This is a genomic window from uncultured Paraglaciecola sp. (assembly GCF_913020055.1).
Classification (GTDB): domain Bacteria; phylum Pseudomonadota; class Gammaproteobacteria; order Enterobacterales; family Alteromonadaceae; genus Paraglaciecola.
The window spans coordinates 1-26,224 of the sequence record NZ_CAJWCF010000064.1; the positions used below are offsets into that span (position 1 = coordinate 1).

The 26,224-nt window shown below is 39.7% G+C and carries 22 protein-coding genes; 6 read left to right on the forward strand and 16 right to left on the reverse strand.

Annotated features, from left to right (window positions below):
• The 7 genes from QZ488_RS13950 to QZ488_RS13980 form a co-directional block, all read right to left on the reverse strand.
• Positions 1–873, reverse strand: an 873-nt coding sequence (locus QZ488_RS13950) for an ABC transporter permease (protein WP_293749786.1), incomplete at its 3' end; no start/stop codon positions are given.
• 52 nt (positions 874–925) lie between these two features.
• A complete protein-coding gene (locus tag QZ488_RS13955) occupies positions 926–2,329 on the reverse strand; it encodes a CmpA/NrtA family ABC transporter substrate-binding protein (protein ID WP_293749789.1) in 1,404 nt (467 codons plus the stop codon).
• 344 nt (positions 2,330–2,673) lie between these two features.
• Positions 2,674–3,783 carry a CmpA/NrtA family ABC transporter substrate-binding protein gene (locus QZ488_RS13960; protein ID WP_293749791.1) on the reverse strand — a complete coding sequence of 370 codons (1,110 nt, stop codon included), beginning with the start codon at positions 3,781–3,783 and terminating at the stop codon, positions 2,674–2,676.
• 16 nt (positions 3,784–3,799) lie between these two features.
• A complete protein-coding gene (locus QZ488_RS13965; protein ID WP_293749793.1) occupies positions 3,800–4,417 on the reverse strand; it encodes an ANTAR domain-containing protein in 618 nt (205 codons plus the stop codon).
• 157 nt (positions 4,418–4,574) lie between these two features.
• A complete protein-coding gene (locus QZ488_RS13970) occupies positions 4,575–5,132 on the reverse strand; it encodes a hypothetical protein (protein ID WP_293749795.1) in 558 nt (185 codons plus the stop codon).
• Complete coding sequence (locus QZ488_RS13975; protein ID WP_293749797.1) at positions 5,133–5,540, reverse strand: DUF2750 domain-containing protein; 408 nt, start codon at positions 5,538–5,540, stop codon at positions 5,133–5,135.
• 417 nt (positions 5,541–5,957) lie between these two features.
• Positions 5,958–6,500 (reverse strand): GNAT family protein, encoded by a 543-nt coding sequence (locus QZ488_RS13980; RefSeq protein ID WP_293749799.1) that lies wholly within the window; start codon positions 6,498–6,500, stop codon positions 5,958–5,960.
• A gap of 71 nt (positions 6,501–6,571) precedes the next feature.
• Here QZ488_RS13980 and QZ488_RS13985 point away from each other — a divergent pair, with 71 nt between their 5' ends.
• The 3 genes from QZ488_RS13985 to QZ488_RS13995 all read left to right on the forward strand — a co-directional run bounded on the left by QZ488_RS13985 (position 6,572) and on the right by QZ488_RS13995 (position 9,132).
• On the forward strand, positions 6,572–7,258 hold the full coding sequence (locus QZ488_RS13985; protein WP_293749801.1) for a tRNA-uridine aminocarboxypropyltransferase: 687 nt from the start codon (positions 6,572–6,574) through the stop codon (positions 7,256–7,258).
• Positions 7,259–7,408: 150 nt separating this feature from the next.
• Positions 7,409–8,698, forward strand: coding sequence for an aminotransferase class I/II-fold pyridoxal phosphate-dependent enzyme (locus QZ488_RS13990; protein ID WP_293749803.1), 1,290 nt, complete (start codon positions 7,409–7,411; stop codon positions 8,696–8,698).
• A gap of 83 nt (positions 8,699–8,781) precedes the next feature.
• Positions 8,782–9,132, forward strand: a complete 351-nt coding sequence (locus QZ488_RS13995) for a VOC family protein (protein ID WP_293749805.1) — start codon at positions 8,782–8,784, stop codon at positions 9,130–9,132.
• Positions 9,133–9,179: 47 nt separating this feature from the next.
• Here QZ488_RS13995 and QZ488_RS14000 read toward each other — a convergent pair whose 3' ends face one another.
• Positions 9,180–10,649, reverse strand: a complete 1,470-nt coding sequence (locus QZ488_RS14000; protein WP_293749807.1) for a DUF3336 domain-containing protein — start codon at positions 10,647–10,649, stop codon at positions 9,180–9,182.
• A gap of 234 nt (positions 10,650–10,883) precedes the next feature.
• On the opposite strand from QZ488_RS14000, the gene rho reads away from it, so the two are divergent.
• Complete coding sequence (gene rho / locus QZ488_RS14005) at positions 10,884–11,843, forward strand: transcription termination factor Rho (protein ID WP_293749809.1); 960 nt, start codon at positions 10,884–10,886, stop codon at positions 11,841–11,843.
• A gap of 103 nt (positions 11,844–11,946) precedes the next feature.
• Here the strand turns inward: rho and QZ488_RS14010 are convergent, their stop codons facing one another.
• From QZ488_RS14010 to recC, 8 genes are all read right to left on the reverse strand, one after another.
• A complete protein-coding gene (locus tag QZ488_RS14010; protein WP_293749811.1) occupies positions 11,947–12,195 on the reverse strand; it encodes a DUF3297 family protein in 249 nt (82 codons plus the stop codon).
• 107 nt (positions 12,196–12,302) lie between these two features.
• The gene (locus tag QZ488_RS14015) at positions 12,303–12,542 is read right to left on the reverse strand and encodes a hypothetical protein (RefSeq protein WP_293749813.1); all 240 of its coding nucleotides are present in this window, start codon (positions 12,540–12,542) and stop codon (positions 12,303–12,305) included.
• 273 nt (positions 12,543–12,815) lie between these two features.
• Positions 12,816–13,691: a hypothetical protein gene (locus QZ488_RS14020; RefSeq protein ID WP_293749815.1), complete on the reverse strand. Its 876-nt coding sequence runs from the start codon at positions 13,689–13,691 to the stop codon at positions 12,816–12,818.
• A gap of 210 nt (positions 13,692–13,901) precedes the next feature.
• Positions 13,902–14,348, reverse strand: coding sequence for a DUF1499 domain-containing protein (locus tag QZ488_RS14025; protein ID WP_293749817.1), 447 nt, complete (start codon positions 14,346–14,348; stop codon positions 13,902–13,904).
• A gap of 133 nt (positions 14,349–14,481) precedes the next feature.
• Positions 14,482–15,141, reverse strand: coding sequence for a hypothetical protein (locus tag QZ488_RS14030; protein ID WP_293749819.1), 660 nt, complete (start codon positions 15,139–15,141; stop codon positions 14,482–14,484).
• 97 nt (positions 15,142–15,238) lie between these two features.
• A complete protein-coding gene (gene recD / locus QZ488_RS14035) occupies positions 15,239–17,218 on the reverse strand; it encodes an exodeoxyribonuclease V subunit alpha (protein ID WP_293749821.1) in 1,980 nt (659 codons plus the stop codon).
• Positions 17,219–17,225: 7 nt separating this feature from the next.
• Positions 17,226–20,933 carry an exodeoxyribonuclease V subunit beta gene (recB, locus tag QZ488_RS14040; RefSeq protein WP_293749823.1) on the reverse strand — a complete coding sequence of 1,236 codons (3,708 nt, stop codon included), beginning with the start codon at positions 20,931–20,933 and terminating at the stop codon, positions 17,226–17,228.
• The gene (recC, locus tag QZ488_RS14045) at positions 20,930–24,439 is read right to left on the reverse strand and encodes an exodeoxyribonuclease V subunit gamma (protein WP_366509040.1); all 3,510 of its coding nucleotides are present in this window, start codon (positions 24,437–24,439) and stop codon (positions 20,930–20,932) included. Before recC ends, recB begins: the two co-directional genes overlap by 4 nt.
• Before the next feature lie 163 nt (positions 24,440–24,602).
• Between recC and xthA the strand changes: the two genes are divergently transcribed.
• Positions 24,603–25,415: an exodeoxyribonuclease III gene (gene xthA, locus QZ488_RS14050; RefSeq protein ID WP_293749825.1), complete on the forward strand. Its 813-nt coding sequence runs from the start codon at positions 24,603–24,605 to the stop codon at positions 25,413–25,415.
• 10 nt (positions 25,416–25,425) lie between these two features.
• Positions 25,426–26,088 carry an energy-coupling factor ABC transporter permease gene (locus QZ488_RS14055; RefSeq protein WP_293749827.1) on the forward strand — a complete coding sequence of 221 codons (663 nt, stop codon included), beginning with the start codon at positions 25,426–25,428 and terminating at the stop codon, positions 26,086–26,088.
• Positions 26,089–26,224: the final 136 nt, after the last annotated feature.

Consider the following 26,224-nt stretch of genomic DNA (forward strand, 5'->3'; position numbering starts at 1 on the left):
CGACGATGAACTACCATTTTGAAATTCATCCCAAACAAATTTGCCTAAACCTGGGTTCTGAGCAAGCATTTCTGCGGCAATCAATACCATCCAACCAATGCCAAGAGATAAACGCAGACCGGTAAAGATCGCTGGAATAGAAGAAGGGATGACAATCTTGATAACATGGGAAAGCGCATTCAGACGCAAGACCTTGCTTACATTAAGTAAATCTTGGTCGATACTCGAAACACCAACAGCAGTGTTAATCAAAGTTGGCCACAAACAACACAATGAAACTGTCACAGCTGAGGTAATAAATGACTTAGAAAACATCGGGTCATTGCTGACATAAACAGCACTGACCACCATTGTCACTAAAGGTAACCAAGCTAAAGGTGATACGGGTTTAAATAGCTGAATAAGCGGATTTATTGCTGTATAGGCATTTTTACTTAGGCCGCATATTATCCCCAGAGGAATAGCCAAAAGAGAGGCCACAATAAACCCGACCATTACTGTGTATAAACTAGTCCAAATTTGTTCTAGGAAAGTAGGCGCTCCAGTAAATGCTCTAATCTTAGGTGTATAACTAGGGTCTTTTGCCAAACGAACTGCGTTACGCTCATCCTGACGTTGGTAAAACTTATCGGCTTTATCCATTTGCGCGTTGTGTTCATCGAGCAAAACATTAGCCTGCTGCCACACAGCGGAAGGACCAGGGAACTGACCTAAAGACGTATCAATATTTTTGGCCATTAAGCTCCATAGCCCAATAAAAATAACAATCCCAACAATAGGTAGCGCAGTGGCACTTAAAAATTGATTCAACGTTGGCCAATTAATTTGTTTAACTTGATTAAAAATTATAGGGATCGCTTGTTGTTTACTCATATCCAACACTCCAAGCTAGATGGGGCAATCCCCCACCTGCTCATATAACTCATTAAATTTGACTGTCTTTCTTTAGGCCTATGGCAAACTTTTCTAAATAAGCATTTGGCTGGCTACCGTCATACCAAATATTATCAATAAAATGTTTTTGCACAGGTTTGAACCCAGTTTCTGTTGCAAACTCTGGAAAATCAGCGGCTTTAGCCTTACCTTCAGCGATCAAAGCCTTGGCTGCTTGAGCATAAATATCAGGGCGATAGACTTGTTTGGCGATATCTTTATACCAAGTGTCTGCTTTAGGCTCAGAGATCTGTCCCCAGCGACGCATTTGCGTTAAATACCAGATAGCATCACTGTAAAATGGATAAGTCGCGTTGTAACGGAAGAACACATTGAAGTCAGGCACATCACGCTTATCACCTTTTTCGTACTCAAAGGTGCCAGTCATGCTATTAGCAATAACTTCGTAATCCGCTCCCACATATTGACTTTTAGCTAGGATTTTCACCGCTTCAGGTCGGTTAGCATTGTTATTTTCGTCTAACCACATTGCGGCTCTAATCATGGCTTTAACTACACGAATATGTGTGCTCGGATTTTTTTCAGCCCATGACTTACTCACCCCAAACACTTTTTCAGGGTTGTTTTTCCAAATTTCGTAATCAGTCACAACCGGTACCCCAATACCTTTAAATACAGCTTGCTGATTCCAAGGTTCGCCTACACAGTAGCCATTTATAGTTCCGGCTTCCATAGTTGAAGGCATTTGTGGTGGTGGGGTTACAGACAACAAGGCATCGGCATCAATTTGACCACTAGTATCGCCTTTATGTGGAGCATAATATCCGGGATGAATACCGCCAGCAGCTAACCAATAACGTAACTCGTAGTTGTGGGTAGATACAGGAAATACCATACCCATTTTAAAAGGTTTACCTTTGCTTTTGAAATCATCAACGACAGGCTTAAGAGTATCAGCTGATATTGGATGTACTGGTTTTCCATTTTGATGAGGAACATGCTTTTTCATTTCTTTCCAAATATCATTGGAAACAGTGATCGCATTGCCGTTCAAATCCATACTAAATGCGGTGATGATATCCGCTTTAGTACCGTAACCAATAGTTGCACCTAAAGGTTGTCCCGCTAACATGTGCGCACCATCAAGTTGCCCATCAATGACTCTATCGAGCAATACCTTCCAGTTCGCTTGTGCTTCAAGCGTCACGTACAACCCTTCGTCTTCGAAATAGCCTTTTTCATAAGCCACCGCTAAAGGAGCCATATCGGTTAATTTAATAAAACCGAATTTTAACTCTTCCTTCTCAGGCCAGCCCAACTCTTTTGCTGATACACCCGTGGCGAAAACTGCGCTAGTTAAGACCGTTGACATCACACCCACTCGGAGTGATTTAACAATTATTGTTAACGAACGTAATAACTTTTTATTAGTCATTTTTTACTCCGATTTTATCCAAAAAAAAACCCACAAAGATTCCAGGACACGGAAAATCTTTGCGGGCTACATTGCCTCATTGTAATGATGCTACTTAGCGTTATTACAACTGTTTAGTTAACGCATTAGGACGCTAAACGCTTTATAATTATTGGCGACAATAACAATGAATGTGTAAAGCCGCCTATTTTACTTTTAATACTGCAGCAACAGTGCCAACTTTTATTCTTGTTATTTTTCAATTAGATAGTAAGTTAACCGAACATTTATTTAAAATCATTAATACCAAAAAAGTGCATATTTGCACTACCACAGTGCTAGACAGATTAGTTATCTGTTCTCACTCAACCAGAACGGCGAAAAAATTGCACAGCTTGATCCTCAAGCTTCAAACGCATTTGCTGATAAATATCCGGTCTAAAGGCCTGACTGACTAAATCAGCAGGCACTTCTATATTTTTAAGCTGCCCGGCATTGCTCATTTGGCTGAGTAACCATTCCCCGCGGATATATTCAGGTACATTGATTGAGCCATGACTGGATTTAGAAAACTGGTTATATGAAGGGATCGCACGTGGTGGCATACTGATATGAGTTAGACAACTGCCAATTAATGATGGAGCAATCACATCTATCGCAGCATCCAAATACTGATCTGAACTCAATAATCGAGCGGCCTCAAATCGATTAGGAATACTTTCTAACCAAATACAAGCTTGTTTTAGCGCTGCTGTTAATGCGATAACTGTATTTGGATTGGCCAGCTGAAAGCTGGCTAATATACCCAGTACTTTTTCAGGGCTATCTTGCCAAATATCAAATGAAGTTAATGCTGTTAATCCAATTCCAGCCCTGACAGCTTTGGCATTCCAAGGTCCACCAACACAACAACCATCAACTTCACCACTTTGCAAAAATGCCACCATATTTACTGGAGGCACAACCACAATATCCAGATCATCCTCAGAAATTTCGGCAGAGGTTAACCAATCTCTTAATTGATAATAATGACAACTATAAGGAAACACTGAGGCAAACCTAAGCTTCGGACGATTTTGCTTTTTACGCACCTCGATAACGTTCTGTAATAAATACGCAGCAAGAGGCAAAGTAATATGAGCCAGATTATTTTCGAGCAGTATTTCTTGATGTAACTTTTCAGACAATGTAATGGCATTACCATTTAAGCTCAGCACCAAAGGAGTAATGACCTGCACTTTGGCGCAACCTAAACCTAATGAACTGGCTAATGGCATAGGCGCTAACATTTGTGTCGCGTCTAATAATCCAGCGTGTAATTTATCTCTTAGCGTGGCCCAAGAGTTTTGTTTTTGTAATTTAACATCTAATCCCCACTGACTAAAAAACCCCATTTCCTTGGCCACAATTAATGGCGCCGAATCTGTCAGAGGTATAAACCCCAAAGTTAAATCTGTTTGTTCAGGTTCAATCATGCTTTAACCTAATTTCCTAAATAGTGTTGAGTAGGGAGATAAGTGTTTTCGCTACATCTTCTAACTTTTGTCCGGTGTCCATAGCTGTCTTACGCATGGCCTTAAAAGCATTATCTTCCGATAAGTTCTTCTTTTTCATTAATAATCGTTTAGCCTGATCAATCAGATTACGTGAAACCAATTGTTGCTTAGTATCACTTAACTCTACTTTGAGTTTTTGAAACGCTTTAAAACGCGCTACAGCAGCATCCAAAATCGGCTTGACTCGTTCACTTTGTATATCTCCCACCACATAAGCACTGACCCCAGATTCGATATATTGATTGATAGTGTCGGTATTCTGGTCAGCAGAAAACATAACTACTGGCTTAGGGTTGTAGTTTGAAAGAGTACTCACACTTTCTAAAATATCGCGGCTGGGAGATTCAATATCAATCACAATAATATCAGGCTGAATTTCATCAACTTGTTTTAACAGCGATATATTTGGACTGGCAAGGTGACTTATTTTGTATCGGGAGTTATTTAATGCAGAGGTCAATGACTCTGCTCTTTGACGATTTTCATCAATCAACAAAATACGCAACTCTGCTATCACAGCAGTGTGTTTTGATGACAAGTCGGTATGTTGCAATCTATATATCCAAGCCGTAAAAATATTCGTTCGTAACATAACTTAGCAAACCACGAGCCAAGTAAATTACTTATATATATCAATATGTTAAATAGTTGGAATTCAAAAGAACTGGAATAGGTGAAGCAAAACAAGTGCAAACGCACTGAATTGGTGCTTATAAAGAAATAATTTTCTCTTCTGTCAATTGTTTTATCAATTCCACCAAGCGTATTATTTTAATATTCGACAATTGGCGATAATCAAAATATGGACAGACCAACAATTTGTGCTCAAGGTTAATAGCAAATTCATGGTCTAACCATTTTAATGTGAAGGGTAATTCAAGTGATTTAGCATAGTTTTTGCCCATGATGATATGCACAACATGACTACCAATGCCTTCAACTTGAGTAAGTTGTGGCGTCGAAAACAGTAAACTTGTATTGGACGAAATTTGCAACAATGCATTATCCCGATAGCTCTGCCAACTATCAGTACCTTGCAAAGAAACGATATTATCGACATTAAGCCCAAAGACCAATTTGGCATATACATTAAATACTTTACGCCAACCATTACCACAGGATTGACTAATAGCATTGATTTCCCCTGCAGTCAGAGGGTTAACGAAGTCTAAACTTGGATATTCTGAAAAATTAGGCCGATTACCTATATAAACATTAAACTGAGCGAATGGATCACCCAGCCCTGCTACCTTTGCACTTTGTGACATTTAGTGAGGGTTGTCTGTCGCAAGTTTTTCTAAATCCTCTTCAATGCAGCCAATCATTTCTTCTGCTTCAAGCATGATACCTTCTTCATCGTCTCCCAGTGGGAACACCAAAACTAAGGTATTGTTATTTTGCATGCCCGGCAGCCATGTATCTATCCATTCAACAAAATCAATTTGTTTAGGTTGGCAATTAGGAAACTCATCTTTAACCCAAGACTCAGCAAATTCTTTATGTGGCCAAATAGGTATACATGCATCTTCATCAGCCTTGAGCATCACCCACCCGTTATCCCCATATAATCCCCATAGGTTTTGTGTTTCAATCATTTTTGCAAGAGCATATTCAAAACGCAACTCGGGTAACATTTTACTCAATTCAAGAAAATCTTTCGAAGAAATCTCATTCATATCAATATCCTAATTTTCATTTCCATAAAAAGTACATTTTTAAGTATCATGTTTAATTTTTCGGCTGATTACATCCTTACTTAAGCCTAAATAAACAGGGAAGCAAAATTGATCAACCAAAACCGCGGCGCAGAATACATCAACGGCCACCAGGTTCCAAAGAGTAAAACGTAGATTTATTTGCTGACCGCCATTATTTTCATATTGGACTATTGTTATTATAGTTTGCTATACCAGCGTAGTGACTGCATTTACCAGAACAATAAAGATATTTTTTTACCGTGAAACACACACAGAAATGTTTAGCTATCAGCTCATTTGGTAACAAATAAACATACCCCAGGAATAATTTGTATCCCTTTTGGTTTAGATAAAGTTAGTAGGTTAATAGTTTTAAAGAGAGTTAGATAAACAGACTTATCTAAGCTTATATTCACTGGCTAACATAGAATAAAGCGCATGATCTACATATCGGTCATACAACCATTCACATTGACGTAATGTTGCTTCATAGGTGAAATTTAGACGTTCAGGGATTGCTCGGCTCTTGTGGTTTTGTTCGGCGCAACGAATTTCGATTTTATTCAGATTGTGTTCAACAAAGCCGAATTCCAATAACTTTTGCACAACCTTAGTCATTACCCCTTTTCCAGCATGTGAAGCACTAAGCCAATAACCAATTGCTCCCCACTTATGTTGATAGTCAAATTGATTAAATCCCGCTAAACCAACTAAATCACCTGCATATATTATAGCAAAAGTAGTGGCCTGATTATGGTTGTGTTGATGAACAGCAGTGTCGATAAAGGTTTGAGTATCTTCATAAGTTTTGACTAAATCTAACCAAGCTAACCATTGTTTTAAATGGGCGCGGTTATTATTGGTCAAACTATATAAACGTCCGGCGAATGCGGGTACCAAAAGCTCAATGTGAATATCTTTATCAACCTGAATTTTCATACTTTAACTATTTAAAATCTCTAAAAAAGGCGATGATATTACATTAGTCATTATCTGTTAATGAGATTTTTTTGCCACATATCAATACCGTACATATTTTGCGTAAACAACAACTAGCGCTATCAACCAAGGATTTTAGGGCTAGAGGTTATAAAGTTAAACGCTGCGAACAATGTTTAATACCTGAGAAGAAATGTATTTGTGCACAACGACCTGCAATAAACAGTCACTGCGCTTTTTGTTTGGTTATGTATAAAAACGAATATTACAAGCCTACTAATACCGGCAAACTCATTGCAGATGTCATACCCGACAACTATGCATTTAGATGGGACAGAGTCGCTCCAGATCCAGCACTTTTAGCCTTGTTGGCCAATCCAAAATACACACCTATCTTGGTTTTTCCACAACAATATGCTGAGCCAGAACGCTGTATAAATTCACCCAAAGACTTAACCGATATCCAACAAGGTAAAACGCCACTTTTTGTGATGTTAGACGGAACTTGGCGTGAAGCGAGCAAAATGTTTAAAAGCCCCTCTTTTGCCAAATTACCGGTATTGGGTATCCAACCTGAAAAAGCATCTTCTTATCAGCTACGTGAGGCAGCGCATGAACATCAACTGTGTACTGCTGAGGTAGCCATTGAGGTGTTAAAAATGGCAGAGGACAATCAGGCAGCAGATGCGCTTGGGGAATATTTTCATCAATTCAAAAAGGCCTATATCGCAGGTAAGGCGCATTTAACGCTGCTTTAACTCGTACCACTGCTTAAGCCTAGTTTCATAATTAGTCGTATACCTTATTCCAAATAAACACAATAACTTAAGTACTTATGTTTGAATTAAACAAAGACAACGGGCTATGGTTGATGAACTAAAAAGTAACCACCAAGGAATACGCTCAACATGAAACTAGAATCTTTAGCTTTACACCATGGTTATAAGTCAGAAGAAACCACCAAAGCCGCAGCAGTACCCATTTACCAAACAACGTCATATACCTTTGATGATACTCAGCATGGTGCGGATCTTTTTGACTTAAAAGTGCCGGGAAATATTTACACACGGATAATGAACCCAACCACAGCGGTACTTGAAGAACGCATTGCTGCAATGGAAGGTGGGATCGCCGCTTTAGCTGTAGCATCAGGAATGGCAGCTATTACTTACGCAATTCAATGTATTTGCTCAGTCGGCGACAATATTATCAGCACCAGCCAGTTGTACGGTGGCACCTATAACCTATTTGCTCATGCCCTACCCAATCAGGGAATTGAAGCGCGCATGATTGCCGGTGACGACTATGCCGCTTTCGAAGCGGCTATTGATAAAAATACCAAAGCTATTTTTTGTGAATCAATTGGCAACCCTGCAGGGAACGTAGTCGACTTACAAAAACTGGCGGAAATCGGCGCTAAACATGGTGTGCCACTTATTGTTGATAACACTGTCGCCACACCATTTTTATGTCGCCCATTCGAACACGGCGCTGCCATTGTTATTCATTCACTGACTAAATACATTGGCGGTCACGGCACTTCCATTGGTGGGGTAATTGTAGATTCAGGTAAATTTGATTGGGTCGCCAACAAAGAACGTTTTCCTATTCTTAATCAACCTGATCCCTCTTATCACGGTGTGGTGTATACCGAGGCCTTAGGCGCTGCGGCTTATATTGGTCGTTGTCGTGTGGCACCACTGCGTAATACTGGCGCTGCAATTTCACCGACAAATTCGTTCAACATATTAATGGGCCTTGAAACATTAGGTCTACGTATGGAACGCCATTGTGAGAACGCCGAAAAACTAGCCGCATATCTAACTGCTCATCCTAAAGTGAGTTGGGTAAACTATGCAGCGCTGCCAGATAGCCCGTACCAAGCCACATGCCAAAAAATCACTAATGGCAAAGCCTCAGGAATTTTGAGTTTTGGCATAAAAACCAGTGCCGAGTCATCGAGTAAAGTAGCTGGCGGTCAATTTATCGATGCCCTGCAAATGATTTTAAGGCTGGTCAATATAGGTGATGCAAAATCTTTAGCGTGCCACCCAGCTTCGACGACTCATAGGCAACTCAACCCACAAGAGTTGGCTAAAGCAGGTGTCAGTGAAGACTTGGTTAGAATATCCGTTGGTATAGAAAATATTGACGATATTATTGCAGATGTTAGCCAAGCACTTGACTCAGTGAAGTAAGGGAATAAAAATAACGGCTGGACATCATTTTTGAACGTCCAGCCATCTCACTACTATGAATGATGACTAATTAGGAAAACAACATGAACGTTGATGATATAAGAGCATTTATACCTAGTAAGGATTACGAAAGTTCCAAAAGTTTTTATACCGACTTAGGTTTTTCAGGTGAATATGTCACCGATGATCTAACCTTGTTTGAATCTGGTGAATGCACTTTTTTTCTACAACGATTTTACAACAAAGACTTGGCTGAGAACTTAATGTTTCAGCTTATTGTGCTGGACATCGAAGCTGCGTTTGAAATGGCAAATCGGTCACAACACAAAGCTAAAATAACGCCTATTCAACAAGAACATTGGGGTAAGGTATTTTATCTGACTGGCCCAGCAGGTGAACTTTGGCATATTACCCAATTAGCCAGAGCTGACTAAGTAAAGAAACATGGCTAAATTCGCCCAACAGCTAACTTAGGTTATTCTCAGCGGCGTTTTTTGTATAAACGTTTAATATTATGCTCGCTATGATGATCGAGTATTTCATCCAATTTATGTCCAATCTTCGAGCAGGTTTTAATCTGTTCTAATTGCGGCCAAGTTGAACGTTCACCTTCAATCACTAATTCCTGAATTTCATCAGAAGTGAGTTGTCCTAGGAGCTTTTGAGGATCAACAAAACTAAAGTTGGGCACAATATTCACATCCCCCTTGTAGTCTTGAGCCATAACTGAATAAAACATATTCATGGTTTTACCCACTTCAGGTATTTTACGTAAATATCGTCGACTAAATTTCTCACCACTTTTTAAGATTTCATGAGTGGATAACCGCAACACGTTTTTAGCCCCGTCAGATACGGGCATGTACTGCTCGCCCTTGATAATAGCCAGGGCTAATGGATTGGCTTGACTCACAATATAATGATTTACTCCATATAGTCTAGCCAGTCTTTTGGCGGGTAAATCGTCAGTCATTGCACCATCTACCCAGCGACGATCCGGTAAATGGGGTTGGGCCTCACCGTATACATTTTTGGCCATCAACATCACAGGTGGATAAACACCTGGCACAGCACACGATGCCATCACTGCCGTTCGAACAAATACATTTGGCGAGGTAATGGCGTTCATTAACCTAGAAGACTGGTGTTCCTCAAAAGGGGCAATTGTGATGCTAATCATTCGACCTGTTTTTTCATAGGCTTCCTGGAAGGTAAGATCAGGAAGAATCGCCTCCAACATTATTTTTAACGATGCAGGATCGGTTTGCTGTCGAATAAAACTTCTAGGACGGTTATCAATTTTATCTTGCTGTGGATCAAGTTCGTTTTCTCCTAACAACACAGCGGGTAATTCTTGGTCAGAATAGGTGCCAAGTATGGCTGCAGAGATTGAACCAGCGCTTGAACCAGAGATAACGTTCGGTAGCAGTTTATGTTCAAATAATGTTTTAACTACCCCCCGATGAAAATGTCCAAGTGAACCAGCACCACTTAACATCAAGGCCGAACGACCAAAACAGTGGCTGGCACGTTCAAAAAAATCCAGTTTGTCTTCTTTTGTTATTTCGCTGGTCTCAGGGATAGTAGATATATGCTCTAGGGCATCGACTATTTCATCAACATACTCTTCAATCAGATGTTTAGTGCCAAATTTCGCTAGGTTGTACAGAACAGATTTGCCCATGCCTCCCTGATTACCATGGATCCCCTCATTCAAAGCAAACAAGAGCCCTACATCGTCTTCTTGGTGCCTGAATTCTTTCAGTACATCAATTCTGGTTCGAATATTAACGTAATCGTAACTCTTGGATGCTTCTTTGCCTTTCCATGCTTCAAACCCAGACAGTGCATCATGCTCAAGGGCGGCTTTTTTCCAATCAGCATAACTATCAGCATTGCGCATTTTGCGCTCTAAACGCGTAAGAGAAAAACTAGAAGATATCGACAACATAGAGTGAGATTTCCGTAACCATAGAAATTGTATTGAGGCATATTATAATCAAAAAACAACGGTGAACCATCAAGATGACTGATATAAACATACAAGAATGAATGAGGGGGATAATCGCTTTTTAAATTAACTAGTAACGCAATTCCTTGGTAACTGAGAATTATGAAGACAGTTATGATATTTTAGTCATTCTGCTCTAGGACAATCAGTTCACTAGTTTTATAAAGCGATACCATGACAAAAAAAATACTGTCTTTGAAAGGCATCAGAAAAAAAGAACCTATACAAATAGAGAAAGAGTCCACGGATACATCTATTGATGACCCACAAAAGCGTTTTCTAAATGGTGTTGCCATCAATCCTACCCAATATATCCGCCTAGAATTAGGCTCTGAAGAATTAAGCGCACGAGCGATGGATTTGATTACTCCTATCGGAATGGGCCAACGAGGTTTGATAGTTGCCCCACCGGGATGTGGAAAAACAACTATGTTAAAACACATTTGCCAGTCGGTGGGAAAAGCCTATCCGGATATAAAACTTTATGCGTTACTCATTGATGAGCGACCGGAAGAAGTCACGGACTTTAAACGCAGTGTGCCCGCACAAGTTCACGCCTCATCCACTGATGAAAGTTATGAACAACATGTGCGTATTGCCAATAAACTGCTTAATACTGCCCGTAAGGAAGCAGGTGAAGGTCATGACGTTATGATTGTCATAGACTCTTTGACTAGACTTTCACGGGTACACAATGCAAAACAAAAAAGCAGTGGTCGTACAATGTCTGGGGGTCTTGATGCTAGAGCCTTGGAAATACCTCGAAAACTGTTTGGCTCGGCGAGAAAAATTGAAAATGGTGGGTCATTAACTATTCTGGCGACCATTCTGGTAGATACAGGTAGCCAGATGGATCAGGTGATTTTTGAGGAATTCAAAGGCACAGGTAACATGGAAGTAGTATTATCGCGAAAGATTGCCGATCAACGAGTATTCCCGGCATTGGATATTTCTAAAAGCAGTACCCGCCGTGAGGAGCTACTTTTAGATTCAAAGGACATTCAAAGTGTCAGAGTGTTGCGTAAAGCACTTGCCCACCTAAAACCATTAGAAGCGGCCAAGAAACTGGTTGAGTTACTTGAGAAATACCCAACAAATGCAAAGTTATTACAGGCTTTGTTACCCAAAAATTAAGACCACTTGCTAAAATAAAACATTTAGCAGTGGTCTTCATAAAGCATTCAAAAAATCCACATTATTAATTTGGCAATAACCACACTGGATCTGTTAGATATATCTAACTATAAAAAGCTTCAACCTTTCCTTTAAACATCATCAGTAAAGGTTGTCCTCTGCGGTCTAAGGCTTTAGGCGAGGGAATTTTTATCCAACCTTCGCTAATGCAATATTCCTCAACATTAGTACGTTCTTTACCGTTCAATAAAATACCAATATCTTGCTCAAAAACTTCTTCCACATAATGTGGACTGCGGGAATTACTCGAAAGGCGATCCGGTAACGGAGGAAGCGATTTAGTATCGTTCATATTTGCTGGCCTGAATTAAAAAAAGTGCGCTATTGTAGACAATATAGAAATGGTGCTCAATAGCTATAGTAGGATTAAAAGAGGTTGTTTAGTGGCCTGTCAAAATACTAATTTCTACGCCAAACACAATGTAATTCAATATTGCGTTTTAATTCTCTTAATTCAGATGTTTGACCTTCTTCAACCGACTTTTCTAGTTGGTATTTGGCATCTTCACATTTTTCACCAAATGCTTGTTTTGCGCTGTTTTTCTTAAGTTCAGTAGGATCAGATAAACCCACTCTTGGTTGTGCACAAGCACTCAAAAACACCACTAAAAGACTGACTAATAACTTCTTATTACACATAGAATTCCTTAATGGCCCTAAGTAAACACTAAACAACAACTGACACAAATTCAGCTAGATACCTTAATATAAACAAATCATACAGACACTCATGCTAATTGAATCAATTATTTAAACTCATTTAACTATTTATATATTGAGTTTCTAAATTTTAGTTTACGGTAAATTTGCCTCTAAATTGGTCTAGCTATTTTTTAGCCGAGTGGTTATTTAACATTCAACAAAATGTAGTGATGAAGATTACTCAAGCAGCGGTTATTTAAAGGGAATATGTCACCAAACTTCGGAACTGATATTGACCTCAAATTGTGGGAAGTCTGGGTTTTTTAAAGGAAAAATGGTGACATCACGCCATTTGCTCAAGGGAAAGACGTGTTGGGTAAGTGGATTTTTCTTTAACATTTTTTCAAAAGAACCATTTATTTTAAGTCGCTCTAAGCCTAGCTCAAGTCTCTCAGCTAGTTTTTTGTTGTGTAAACCAACAAAATAATAAACCGGCGCGGGATAACTCAGCATGAAGTTTTGAACTATTGCCAAATCTGGATATTGTTTGGAGAATTCGTTAAATTCGGGAACAATTTCATGAATTCCCCTCGGGAAGTAATCACAGCGTCCGAGCATCAACATCTCAAACATCGCTTCAAATCTAACCACTCGGGTTACCGCATAATTGTTAGCTTCAAGAATGTCTGAGTCCGGCCAGTGCAATCCCTGGCAGGCGATTTTTTTTCTTAGTTGATTAGCATTGGTAATCTTGGAAAAATCAGGCAATGAGTCTTTGTGCACAAACAACATACGTTTTCCCATTAAGCCGTTTAAAAGCGGGACTTTAATGGCAATGAATTGTTGTTCCCGTTTACTGCTGCTCATAGAATGCATGATATCTAATATATCAACACGATTAAGGAATTGAAGGCTTCTGTCTTGGCTATAAGGCAACTCCATAGACACAAGTTTATAAGCACCGTATTCTTCAGTCGTTTCATTTAACGCTTTTTCTAACAGTAAACGAAAGTACATTGTACTGCTGTCTTGCAGAGAGCTATCGGCTAAAACTTTATATTCTCGAACTGGTTCTTGCGTTTCATTCGTTCGTACAAATGAACAAAACAGTCCGAAAACAAGCAAAGTAAATAGAGGTTTTAACATCTTAATTCCACCTCAATTACCTGTCATTAGTGATTATAAAAGCTAAATACTCAGAGTCGGATACATTCTTTAATGTATTCAGTAATGGGCAATTAATAGCCCTGTAGTTAACATGAATTTTGTATATTACATATTACTACTGAAGTTTAAAAAATCAAATTTCAACCTTGATTTACCTAACTGGCATTGAACATTTGCTTATTAAGTTAGTCAGTCTTGTATAAATAATTTTCTTATCAGTTCAATTCGTTTGCGGTTAGCACCAAGGTCTGAATATCCAATGCGTGATGCCGAACGCAAATTGATGGTTATCATGTCATTTTTTATTGGCATAAAATAAAACTCCACATCATCGGTGAAACGGAATATTTTCGAAGTAAACTCTGCGCGGATGTAATTTTCTTGAACAGTTTTGATTTCTGTTTGCTGCAAAGTGTTTAGTATCTGCAACATTCGCTGTTGTGCTTCTTCACGTGCACCACTGAAATGCATAGGCTGTATAAAATGACTTTTATCTGTTGTTTGGCTACTCACGCAGTTTGGTGTGTTTGGACACGGCATCAATTGACCACTATTTACGCCCAATTTTGGTATGTTTCCAGCGCATCCCATCAAAACCAGAAAACCAAATAACACCATTAAAAATTGCCTACTCATTACACTTTTCCTTTAAAACAAACTATTTAAAATAAACATTTCAACCTGTTGGGTGCAAAACAAATAGCCTCAAAAATTTATAAGACGTTTAATTGCCCCCCCTCTAACTTATTTGCTGAGTGTTTTTAGTCATTTACAGACGTTTGTTTAACGCTAGCAAATAGTCTTTTTTCCCTATTAACTGGTCAAGTTCACCCTCAAATGAAGACACTTTATTAAGCTTTGGAAAACTTAATTTTCCATTCATCAATGATAATGAACAGAGCAAATTAACATAATTAAAATAGAGAAGAGATCGACCCAGAAAATTAGTTTTTACTTTACTCAAACCAATTTTTTCAGCGGTTCTAGGGTTAATTATATAACTGGTCGCTTTGATTTTAATTGGATTTGGGCGGGTTGGTTCGTATTGCTCTATTAAGTTCAACAAACCTTCAATGTAACCCTTAAAAGCCTGTTTTTTTCGTTCTGAATGACTCGCGTTTTTAGATAATACATAATAGTAATCGAATAAAGTACCAGCATGTAATTTCAAAATATCATTTTTCACTGCTTCACCAATTAATAGCGGTGAATAGTAGTTCAAGCTTCCACTCTTAACCCCAGAAGGCACATCAATAAAGGGCGCGATGATAGATATTGTAATGGACAAACATACAAAAATAAGAAGACCAGCTCCGATTAAAACAAACAAACTGCCTAAAATAATATTAAATAGAATGGCCCATGCCAAAATTTTTAATTGAATCATATTTTGCTGTTTTTCAGTTTTAACAAAAAATGGATGTTCCACATATTTCCTTTAATTTTAAAAGGTGGATAGTGTTTGAATGACCCCTTAACACTATCTACTGTTTGATAAAAACGAATCCAAACCTACCTAAGGCAAATTAACAATCTGATTGTTTAGTTAACAACCTATCTGCCAAGCCACTTCCTCTAATACATTGCTGCCCTAAACTAAGACTCAACGCGTTAGCCTCAGCGAACAACATAAAATGCTTTTTCGCCCTTGTGAGGCCTGTATATATCAGCTCCCTATTCAAGCCTCTACCTTGATTATTGGCTGTGATGGCGGGTAGACATAAATAAACAGATTCAAATTCAGAACCTTGGCTTTTGTGAATGGTCATGGCGTATAACGTTTCTAAACTGGGTAAACGGCTAGGTAACAATCCTCTTAGTTCACCTTCCGGTGTGACAAACCACACCTTAGTTAAGGATATGTTGTTAGGATCGGGCATCACTATGCCAATGTCCCCGTTAAATAATTTAAGTTGGTGATCATTTTTCGACAGCATAACGGGTCTGCCAATATAAAAATCTTTACTGTTATCAATCAAACCTTGTTTGTGCAATTCACTCTCAATCAAAGCATTTAGCTGCGTAACTCCCCAATATCCACTCTTTTGCGCGCACAACACTTGTTGTTGTTGCAGATATTTAAACGCCTGGCGTAGATTACCTTGTTGCAAAGCTTGGGAGTATTTTTGATAGACAGGTAACAACTTAGTGATAAGGTTTTTTAGTATTTCATCGGCAACCGTTTTAGTTGACGTTAAAGTAGGTTGATACCAGTCGATATCTGCAAACTGACCTCCTTTTAATAAGCTAAGACATTGGGCAACCTGCCCGGCTTTAACTTGTTTGGCTAATTGCCCAATACCGCTGTTTTCGTTAAACCTATGGCTCTTTATTAACCTCACCACATTGTCTTGAATAATACTTTGTTGTTTAGTATCAATCGCCTCACTATCAAAACGCGGCAAAGTAGCAACAGAGCTCATTTTTGTTAAACGCTGCTGCATAGTTTCGCTATAACCAGCCAGCGAATGATGTACATTGTCGCCGTGAAAATAACTAGCCTCACAGATATCAGATAACACACTGCCCGTCTCAACTGAGGCAAGTTGGTCCTGATCCCCTAACAACACTATTTGTGCATTCTTGGGCAATGCCGCAAAAAGTTTTGCCATTAACGGTAGGTCCACCATTGAAGCCTCATCCAGTACAAGTACATCTAAATGTAATGGATGACTGGCATCGGCTTTGAAATAAGGACTTTGTGGTCTTGCCCCCAACAAACGATGAATGGTTTGACACTGTTCGGGCAGGTTCGTTTGTAAAGCCGTAGGCAATTTTTGTTTTGCCGCACTAATAGACTCAGTTAATCGTGCTGCTGCCTTCCCTGTTGGGGCGACCAATTGAATATTAAGTATTTTACCCTTTTTCGCAGCAAGCCCCTGCAATAAAGCAAGTAGTTTAGTGACTGTGGTTGTTTTACCTGTACCTGGACCACCGGTAATAAAACTCAGTTTTTGGCTTGAAGCTAAACATACTGCTATTTCCTGCCAATCAATGCTTAGAGCTGAGTCGGTATCAAACAATTCATTTAGTAGACTTTTTGCCGCTGCTAAATCCAACTCCACGGTTTTTATCGACTTTTCTCTGATGATTGCTGCTAACTGCGACTCATACTGCCAATATCGCTGCAAATAAAGCTTTTGGTTTTGCATCACTAATGGTCTTACTGCATGTTCGGGGAAGTTAATCACCGATGCAGCCAAGATAATGAAAGATCGCGACTCATTCATGTATTCAAGCAGTTTGTTTGACTCAGGAAAATGATATACACCGAAAAATGGCTGACCTAAACTTTCGAAGTTTATACAGCTATGTTGTGCGCCGGATTGTGCACTCACGTGTGCTGCCAACATGCTTAAACATTCTCTTGCTGGTTTATCTAAGCTTGATTCTTCACTATAAATAAAATCTGCAAATGCCATGTCAATGGCACGAATTTTGGCCATTTTTAGTAAGCGTTTAAGCGCCTCTTGTAACTCAGAGTTAGTCTGAACTTGCATCAACATAGCTTGTTTACCATAGGTCTAGCTGTCCTTGTTGTTGCGGTTCTTGACTGGTCTGCGGTGCAGCTTTTACTTGATCTGTCTTTTCTGAAGATCTACCCGAAAATAAATCATGCAAGGCTTCAATCATAGATTTATCAGGTAAAACAAAATACACACCATTAGCTGGTTTCGTTTGGCTCATGCCACGAATAAACAAATAATAAGCTCCACCTATATGCGTGTCATAATCATAATTCGGCAGTTTATACTTGAGCCAACGATGTAGGGCCAAAGTGTATAGAATGGCTTGCAAGTGATAATCATGTCCTGTCATCGCCTCTTCCATAGCCGCGTCATGGTAGTCGTCATAACTATCACCTAAATGATTAGATTTATAATCGGCCACATAAAACTTGCCGTCATATTCAAACATTAAGTCAATAAACCCCTTGATCATGCCGTTAAGTTGTTCGAACTGGTAATCACGAGCATGCTGTTTAAAATACTGATTGATAATACGATTGAAGTCTTTTACCTTTACTTCGTGCAAAGGCATATGAAACTCCATTTCCACCTTTACTTGATTAGCGGATAACCGCGACAAACTTAAATCCGTAGATTGCTCCTGCGCCTTGGTCCTAAATGGTGTCAGCAATACATCTGTTAACCAGTCTTTCAAACACCCATGCCATTGTTCGTCAATACCAAACCAAGTCGATTGCTGAGTAATAACATCGGGTAACTGCTCTGGTTTTTGCAGATCAATATTTTCTAATACACCATGTAAAAATGACCCTGCGTTTGCCCCCCGTTCAAAACTAAATGGACTTTGCTCTTGCTCTACATTTTCAGCCGATTGCTCAGTAATGTCTTCTACAAGGTTCAAATTTGACACTGGGTCTGGGTCTTGGCCTTCATCTTGACCAGGTGCTGGCATATCCAAATGTACTTGCTGACTACTTATGACCGAATAACTGGTCAGTCGCCAAGCTCTATTTACCGGCTTTGTCAGCTGTAAGGCATTAAGTTGCTTTGCTTGGATTTCACTGTCTGTTGCACGAGACTCTGTAGGCACTTCGCTTTGAACATGGGTAAAGGACCGATAAGATAACTCGCACTTTGCCGCCAAACCTTGAATTTTTCCCGCTATATGCTGGTCACTAATGACTTGTTCGGGGCTTTCCTCTGCTTGGTCTTTAATCGACATTAACAAACACCCTAAGGCTGATTGGCCAAAACCAGATACCTTTTTACTTTTACCTAAGCTGATATTCCACAGACCAATAGAGCAATAATAAACAGCACGGGTCACTGCTACATAAAACAAACGGATATCTTCAGCTAAACGCTCAAAATCGGCTTTTTGAATGTTGGGTTCTTGCACCAAAAAATCCACTTCAAGTTGTTGTTGTTCATTGTGATACAGAGCTTGTTGTGCGGTTTTATAAGTACTTGCAAAAGGAATAAAAACTAAAGGAAACTCTAGCCCCTTAGAGGAATGCAAAGTAATGATTTGCACTAAATTGGCGTCACTTTCCAAACGCATTTGTTGACCATCGTTATTGTGGTCAGGCTCTAACAAACAACTTTCAAACCAATGAATAAGCTGTGCTTCTCCCACTAACTGTAAGCTTTGTTGTTGCAATAATTCAGTAATATGCCGCAGGTCAGTTACACGCCTTAATCCATCTGGTTGATGTTTGAGTAAACCTTGTTCCACATCAAAATGCTGCATCACTTGGTTTATTGCCCGTATCAGTCCCTTCTTTTGCCAGGTTTGATGCCAGTAAAAACGCTGTTCCAAAACGTCTTGCCAGCTTGATTCATCGTTGAATAAGTTATCTAACTGCTGGGCGTTAAAAGTGAATAACTCACTCATCAATGCCGCTTTTAATAACCGTTCATCTGTTGGTTGACTCAGCGCTTTGAGCAAACGTAATACATCCACAGCTACCTGTGTGGCAAACACACTTTTTCGAGCTAAGAACACACTCGCCACATTGACTGCAGACAACGCATCTTTAATCATTTGAGCTTCATTACGATTACGAACTAAAACACAGCAATCTGCGGCAGTAATAGCGCGATTTTTTATCTGAGCCTGATCTGTTTTAGCTAACTGCAACCAGTGGGATATTTGATTGGCAGTGCTAATGGCCAGTTGACTAGATGCATCACTGGCTGAAATAGGTAAGTTCATATCGCTTAATAAATGTTGAAAGTCTAAGCTTTCAACCGATTTGCCTTGAACAGTTAACCCGTCAAAGTCTCGCCCTGCTTGTACCGGATAAAATGGAATACTCTGTTCAAACAAAAAGCCCTTTTGACTACTTTCAAATAGCTGATTAATAGCCTTAATCAGTTTAGGTGCTGAACGCCAGTTAGTTGCTAGGGTAAAATGACGCTGACTGTCGACCCAGTCTTTCGCTTTAATATAAGTGAAAATGTCTGCACCACGAAAGGCATAAATAGCCTGTTTAGGATCGCCAATCATGATCCAACAGGCTTTTGTTTGCCCAGTCTCAGACTCACCGTAAATACCTTGGAACACCTCAAACTGCACAGGGTCTGTGTCTTGGAATTCATCAATCAAGGCAGCCGGATAGTTTTGTCTAATTGTATTAGCCAAAGCGTTACTATTGTTATCAGTATTAGTCTGTTGGCTTAACGCTCTTTGTAAACCCGCCAACAGGTCATCGGGAGATAACAAATGTAACATTTGTTTATGTGAAGCAAGATTAGCCGACACCACAGACATGGCGTGTTGACTAAAAGCTAAGGTTATTTTTTGTTGGCAACCCAGCAACTGACTTTGTAGCAGTTCAAATTGGCTAAAATCTAAGTGAGATAAATCCTCACTGCCTTTTTTTGCTGCCTTAACCACTTGTTCAGGAGAGAATAATTCCCAGCCGGACTTATCAAAATCAATTTGTAATAAATCACTTTTACAAAATGCCTGCATATTCTGTAACAGCGGCAACTTAGATAATTTAGATCGGCCATTCAAATTGGCTTTACTAAGTTGTTGGCTAACATCGTTAGATACCCACCAAGCTTTAAGCAATGCGACTTGCTCAGCATAGTGATTAACCCCCCTAATAGCAGATTCGATATCTGCTGTTTGGTAAGGTCTAGCATGCTGACTCAGTAAACGACCAATGTCTTTCAGCATAGCATCGGGGGTGGACCAATGTTGCAACAGCAACTGCAAGGTATTGCGCGGTAAAGTGACCACATGTTTACGCCAATAATCTTCAGCCGCCAATTTTAACCATTCACTTTCATCTAAAATAAAACTCTGCTCATACATAGCACCACTTTCAAACGCATGTTCGGTAAGCGCTTTGTGGCAAAAACCATGAATGGTATACACAGCCGCTTCATCCATTTGTTTACTTGCCAGAGAAAGCCGTTGGCAATCTAATTCTACATTCTTACTTTGCTGAATAAGCTGTTGAATAAACGGGTTTTGACTGTGCTGAGCAAAGAAATCTAAATAAGCTTGGCGTAAGCGCTGACGAATACGCTCTTTTAATTCACCAGTAGCGGCGTTGGTAAAGGTCACCACTAATATTTGTTCAACGCCTAAAGGTGCACAGCCATGACCGAGCAACAATCGAATATACAAATTAACTATGGTAAAGGTTTTACCCGTACCGGCGCTGGCTTCAATCAACGATGCACCAGACAAAGGGAAAGTAAAGGTATCTAGTGGTTGCATAGAAGGAAGACTCATTTGTTTTCCTCAAGTGCCACTAGTGGTAAAAGCAACGTCTCCGCCAATTGACTGAAAGGTTCAAAACACTCAACTAAATCAGGGCACACTCTTTGAATATGCGCTTCAGTGCCTTCTCCTTTAGCAAAATCATTGCCTTTAAACGTGTTCAAGGTTTTGTTTGTGTCCTGGCTTGTTACCCATTGCCAAGCAGCTTCTGGGTAAAAATGTAATATTTGGTCGCAACCAAGCTGCCAACAATCAAGCCAAATAGTCAGTTGTTGCAAGGCCGTTTGTTTATCTATCACAGGTAATGAATAGGGTTTTTCGGTACTGATAAAATGCGCCTGACCGAGGCTAGATTTATCTGTAGTTGCACACAGACACAACCATTGTAGGTACAGTGAAATTCTATCTTTTGCCCTAAGTTTGCCGGCTCGCCAAAGTATCAAATTTTGCCCATATAGATTGTCTATACGCCCTACCAGGTTTATGTCGTTGAGTTGCAACTCAATATCAACACTCTCTGATGAAGTAAATTGACTTAATTGTCGTATTTGATCAGCTAGTTGTGTGCTTTGTTTGACTAGCGGTCTAAGGGCCAACTCTCCACTTTGCCCTATGGGTAAATTGCCCTCCGCTTTCAATTCATGCAAAAGACTAGAAATAATCGTTGCGGCATCTATGTCTAACGGCTGAATGTCTAACTGATTATCGGTGTCTATTTTTAGGCAATGCTGAATGAGCCTTTCGTTTAACTGATATTTATCTAAACCATCAAATGCAAAAGGTTCTTCATCACTATTTTGTTGGCCAAGTGGGTAGAAACGGGTTTGCCAACGCTGAACAAAAAATGCCTTAGCAGGGTTTTGATAAAACTGGATTAACCCGTCTAATTCAAGTTGGTTTGATTGTTCGATAGATTCTGTTAAAGGATCTGAGTTAAATATTAAGGTCTGTGCAGCTTGCTGTAATTGTTCGGCAATCTCACGCTGTTTTTGATTAAAGCTTAAATAATGTTCAGACTTAGCTTGAGTGCCATTCTCCTCAAAATAAGCCTGATTAAAAGGCTGAAGTTTATGTTTAATGGTGAGATGTGCGACTAAGTTTTTTTCGGTTTGTTCTACGTCTAATGCCAATTGTCCGGACAAACAAAAGCCATGTTGGCAATATTCCATTAATTCACTGAGTAAAATAGAGGGTGCTAAAGGACTATTGTCTTTTTGACTGTAACCTTGATAACTAAAGTACAGTTGTTCTCTGGCTGACAATAGGGCTTCCAAAAACAAATACCTGTCGTCTAATCTGCGAGATCTATCACCGCGTTTGGCTGGGGCCAAGCGCATTAGATCAAAACCCATTGGCACACTTTGCCTTGGGTAATCAGTGTCGTTCATGCCTAACAAACACACCATTTTAAACGGGATACTACGCATTGGCATCAAAGTACAAAAATTCACATAACCGGCCAAAAACCGCTGGCCTACACCATTTTCCTGAATATTTTGCTGCAATTCACTAACAAACACGTCTTGATCAATTTGAGCAGTGTATTGCTCGCTGTGAGCTAACATTTTTTCGAGGGTTTCTCGAAGTATCTGCATATCGTTTTGTTCTGTTTCATCTGTCTCATACAACGCCGATAACAATTCGAGAGTTTGCTCAACTTTTTGAGTGATACTTAGTGGTTGTTGGCAAAACGCCAATACAGTTAATAGCACTTCGGTAAATTGATAACACTTGCCTAACGCCACCGCTTGTTGGCCTTCGATATCAGCATAAGCCGAGATTAATTCATGCTCGCCTTGGTATAAGTCAGCGCTAGACATGGCATACCCCGCCAATAAACGTTGTAAACCAAACACCCAGGTATTTTGTTTTTCAGCAGGTAGATCCCAACGTTGTTTATCTTGGTCGTTCCAGCCCCAGCGCACACCAGCGTCGGTTAGCCAATGTTGTAACAACTCAAATTCTTGCAGGTCGATCGCAAATTTACGTTGCACAGCAGGCACTTCGAGTAACGACAACACTTCAGATAGGGTCAATCGGCTTTGATGTAATTTCATCAACTGTAAAAAACTGCTTATCAAAGGTGATACCTGACCCACATTGCGGTCTGATATGGCGTAAGGGACCGCAAGCGAAGAGTCAACTGCGCCAAATACGCCTTCTATAAAAGGTGCGTAAGTGGCGACATCGGGCATCATCACAATCACATCACCTGGATGCCAATCGGGATTGTCGTTAAAACGTTTGAGTAATTGGTCGTGCAAAACTTCTAGCTCACGCACTTTGGAGTGGCAAGCATGTACTTGCAAAGACATGTCTGAGTGAGAAATCTCTACTTTTGGGTGAAGCGAACCGTTAGACAACAGTTCGCTCGCGTCTAACTCTTCTGCTGTTGCTCTAAACTGTAAAAGGTTTACATCTGACTGAATATGCTGAAGTAAACATTCAGCATGGCTTTCCACAAAACTGTCTTGTTGCTGTAAATCAAAACTCAGCAACATATCTTGATAATCACGGCCTAACTTACCCCATGATGCCAGCAATGGATTACCTATATCCAAAAACTCCACACCGGCTAATTCAGTATTGTCTAATCCTTTAACTTGGGCTTTGAGCTGAGCTTTAGCTTGCGTTTTTTTGTCAACAATATCGCCCCAATAATGCTGACTTGGATTAAACCAAAATATCAACACATCGCGGGTTTCAGACAAGGCACTGAGTACTTCTAGTTGTTGCATGGGCATAGCCGATATACCAAATACCATTAGCGGTTTTGCGCTATTACCAGCGCTAGGTTTGCCTGCCGAATCATGTAAAGCTTGTAATAAAGTGTGATGTAAATTGGCACGATGAAAAGGCGACTCGCCCAAAGATTGACTGGTTGCCACCAAAGCTCGCCACAGAATAGGCTGCCAAGGATGAGACTCATAGATACTTTGATCATTATTATCAGAAAGATCACCAGGCAAATCATTCTGACCTGACTCCCAATGAATGATCCAGTCTGGCCTATAGACTAAATATTGGTCGTACACATCGGCAATTTTACCGGCTAATTGATAAAGCTTAAGAGGTTGTGAGTCGGACAAGTATTGTTTAATGGCCGAGAATTCGGCTTGTTCCAACATAGTCGGCAATATCGACATCAATTTCCATGTCATATTGGGTTTAGTAAAAGCCGATTGATCAGGTAAGTCTTGAATATGTTGTTGATACAACTGCCAAATAAAACTGGATGGCAAGGGAAAGTCTATATTTGCGGCAATTTCCAATTTTTCGGCAATTTGGATTTTAAGCCACTGAGACATACCCGGGCTTTGCACTAATATTTGATCTGATTCAAATACCGAAACACCTTGCCCTGCAGTTTCTTGCAAACAGCTGATTAAACTCTCAGCTAAGCATTCCATTTTGTTTGACTGAACCAGATACAACATAAATAAAGTAGGTTTCTTGCGGCGAATGATTATGAGTTTTAGTCTATCAAAGTCTTTAATTTTAAAGTTCTTTTTTAACAAATATTTATATTGCTAGTGAAAAGGTAACAATAAGATGAACACCAATAACTTCCTTAAAAATACCCTTAAATGTAGGTTTAGCTAAGTAAAAGTTCTTGTTACCATATTGCCCAGTGGCAACATGGGTTGTCGACCCTTTTATTATTTCCTTTGGATCCCATCAATGAAAATCATTTCCTTTAATATCAATGGCATACGCGCTCGTCTTCATCAGTTACAAGCGTTAATCGATAAGCACCAGCCAGATGTCATTGGCCTGCAAGAAATTAAGGTACATAACGACCAGTTCCCGATTGCCGATGTAGAAGCTATGGGTTATCACGTCTACTTTCATGGCCAAAAAGGCCATTATGGTGTGGCAATGATGTGCAAAAAGCCTGCTATTGAAGTGCAGTATGGTTTTCCCTCTGATGATGAAGATGCTCAGCGCCGAATGATTATGGTGAGTTACCCTATGGATAACGGCGAAACGGTGAGAGTGTTAAATGGCTACTTCCCCCAAGGTGAAAATCAAACCCACGAAACAAAATATCCGGCTAAACGTAAATACTATAAAGATTTGATGGGTTATCTAAACAAGTACCACACGCCTGACGAAAATGTGATTGTGATGGGTGATGTCAACATTTCTCATACCGATTTGGATATAGGTATTGGCGAGCCTAACCGCAAACGTTGGTTACAAACCAAAAAATGCAGCTTTTTGCCTGAAGAGCGCGAATGGTTAAACACATTGATTGATTGGGGATTTACCGATGGATTTCGCGATATGTACCCTGAGGAATCAGAGAAATACAGTTGGTTTGATTATCGTTCAAAAGGTTTTGTCGACAACCGCGGCCTGCGCATAGATTTGATTTTAGCCACTGCTAAATTACACGCAACACTCACAGAAGCTGATGTGGATTATGAGTTAAGAGGAATCGAAAAACCTTCTGATCATGCACCTATTTGGGCTGTGTTTAATGACTCTTGAATAAATAACTGTGGAACAAACCTCATACTTTACTGATTTACAAACTTTGGCTGGGCTTCTTAGCCTAGCTATATTTTATTTAGTCAGTAAAAAATTGATTTTTTCTCGATTAATATCAGATAAAAAATGCCAACATTTAGTATTTGGCAGTGCAGCTCTGGTATTTCTTTTGTGGATGTTTCGTACCGGAATATACGATGGGCTAACGGTGCATTTTTTATGGTTGTCAGCCCTGCCCTTATTATTGGGATTTCGTTGGGCAATTTTTAGTGCCAGCTTAGCCTTGATAGGCGTAACACTCTTTGGCAAAGAAAGTGTTGAGATGTTAGGCGTAAATTTTTTGTTAGGTGTGCTCGCGCCTATCTCCCTAACCTACGGTTTTTATAGCCTTACCTTTCATAAACTACCAAGACACCTGTTTATCTATATTTTCCTTTGTGCCTTTATTCCTGGAGCGATGGCCATAGGCTTAAAAATGCTGGCACTAAGTGGCTATTTTTATCTTGATGGAGTGTACAGCTGGCAGGTCATTGCGGATAATTATTTAGTACTTACTACTTTAATGTTATTTCCTGAAGCGATGTTTAATGGCATGACTATCACCTTACTGATCATCTACAAACCAGAGTGGGTATATACCTTTTACGACAAGTTATATTTGGATGAGCAATAGACTTTAAACTTCAATTGATAAAGTTCTCTGCGGTTTTAATTTACTCAGCCTATTTTTTTAAATGGCTATGTTTGTATTAACTGTTGTTGAACACTAAACATACTGTTTTTATTGAACTTTTCATCATTGTCCAAAT

Coding starts and splice junctions, on each gene's coding strand:
- QZ488_RS14025 (WP_293749817.1), bottom strand. CDS start 14,348: ATGAGTAGGCAATTTTTAATGGTGTTATTTGGTTTTCTGGTTTTGATG.
- QZ488_RS13975 (WP_293749797.1), bottom strand. CDS start 5,540: ATGAATGAGATTTCTTCGAAAGATTTTCTTGAATTGAGTAAAATGTTA.
- QZ488_RS13960 (WP_293749791.1), bottom strand. CDS start 3,783: ATGATTGAACCTGAACAAACAGATTTAACTTTGGGGTTTATACCTCTG.
- recB (WP_293749823.1), bottom strand. CDS start 20,933: ATGAGTCTTCCTTCTATGCAACCACTAGATACCTTTACTTTCCCTTTG.
- recD (WP_293749821.1), bottom strand. CDS start 17,218: ATGTTGATGCAAGTTCAGACTAACTCTGAGTTACAAGAGGCGCTTAAA.
- QZ488_RS14010 (WP_293749811.1), bottom strand. CDS start 12,195: ATGAACGATACTAAATCGCTTCCTCCGTTACCGGATCGCCTTTCGAGT.
- QZ488_RS13980 (WP_293749799.1), bottom strand. CDS start 6,500: ATGAAAATTCAGGTTGATAAAGATATTCACATTGAGCTTTTGGTACCC.
- QZ488_RS14020 (WP_293749815.1), bottom strand. CDS start 13,691: ATGTTAAAACCTCTATTTACTTTGCTTGTTTTCGGACTGTTTTGTTCA.
- QZ488_RS13970 (WP_293749795.1), bottom strand. CDS start 5,132: ATGTCACAAAGTGCAAAGGTAGCAGGGCTGGGTGATCCATTCGCTCAG.
- QZ488_RS13995 (WP_293749805.1), top strand. CDS start 8,782: ATGAACGTTGATGATATAAGAGCATTTATACCTAGTAAGGATTACGAA.
- QZ488_RS13990 (WP_293749803.1), top strand. CDS start 7,409: ATGAAACTAGAATCTTTAGCTTTACACCATGGTTATAAGTCAGAAGAA.
- QZ488_RS14015 (WP_293749813.1), bottom strand. CDS start 12,542: ATGTGTAATAAGAAGTTATTAGTCAGTCTTTTAGTGGTGTTTTTGAGT.
- QZ488_RS14000 (WP_293749807.1), bottom strand. CDS start 10,649: ATGTTGTCGATATCTTCTAGTTTTTCTCTTACGCGTTTAGAGCGCAAA.
- rho (WP_293749809.1), top strand. CDS start 10,884: ATGACAAAAAAAATACTGTCTTTGAAAGGCATCAGAAAAAAAGAACCT.
- xthA (WP_293749825.1), top strand. CDS start 24,603: ATGAAAATCATTTCCTTTAATATCAATGGCATACGCGCTCGTCTTCAT.
- QZ488_RS13955 (WP_293749789.1), bottom strand. CDS start 2,329: ATGACTAATAAAAAGTTATTACGTTCGTTAACAATAATTGTTAAATCA.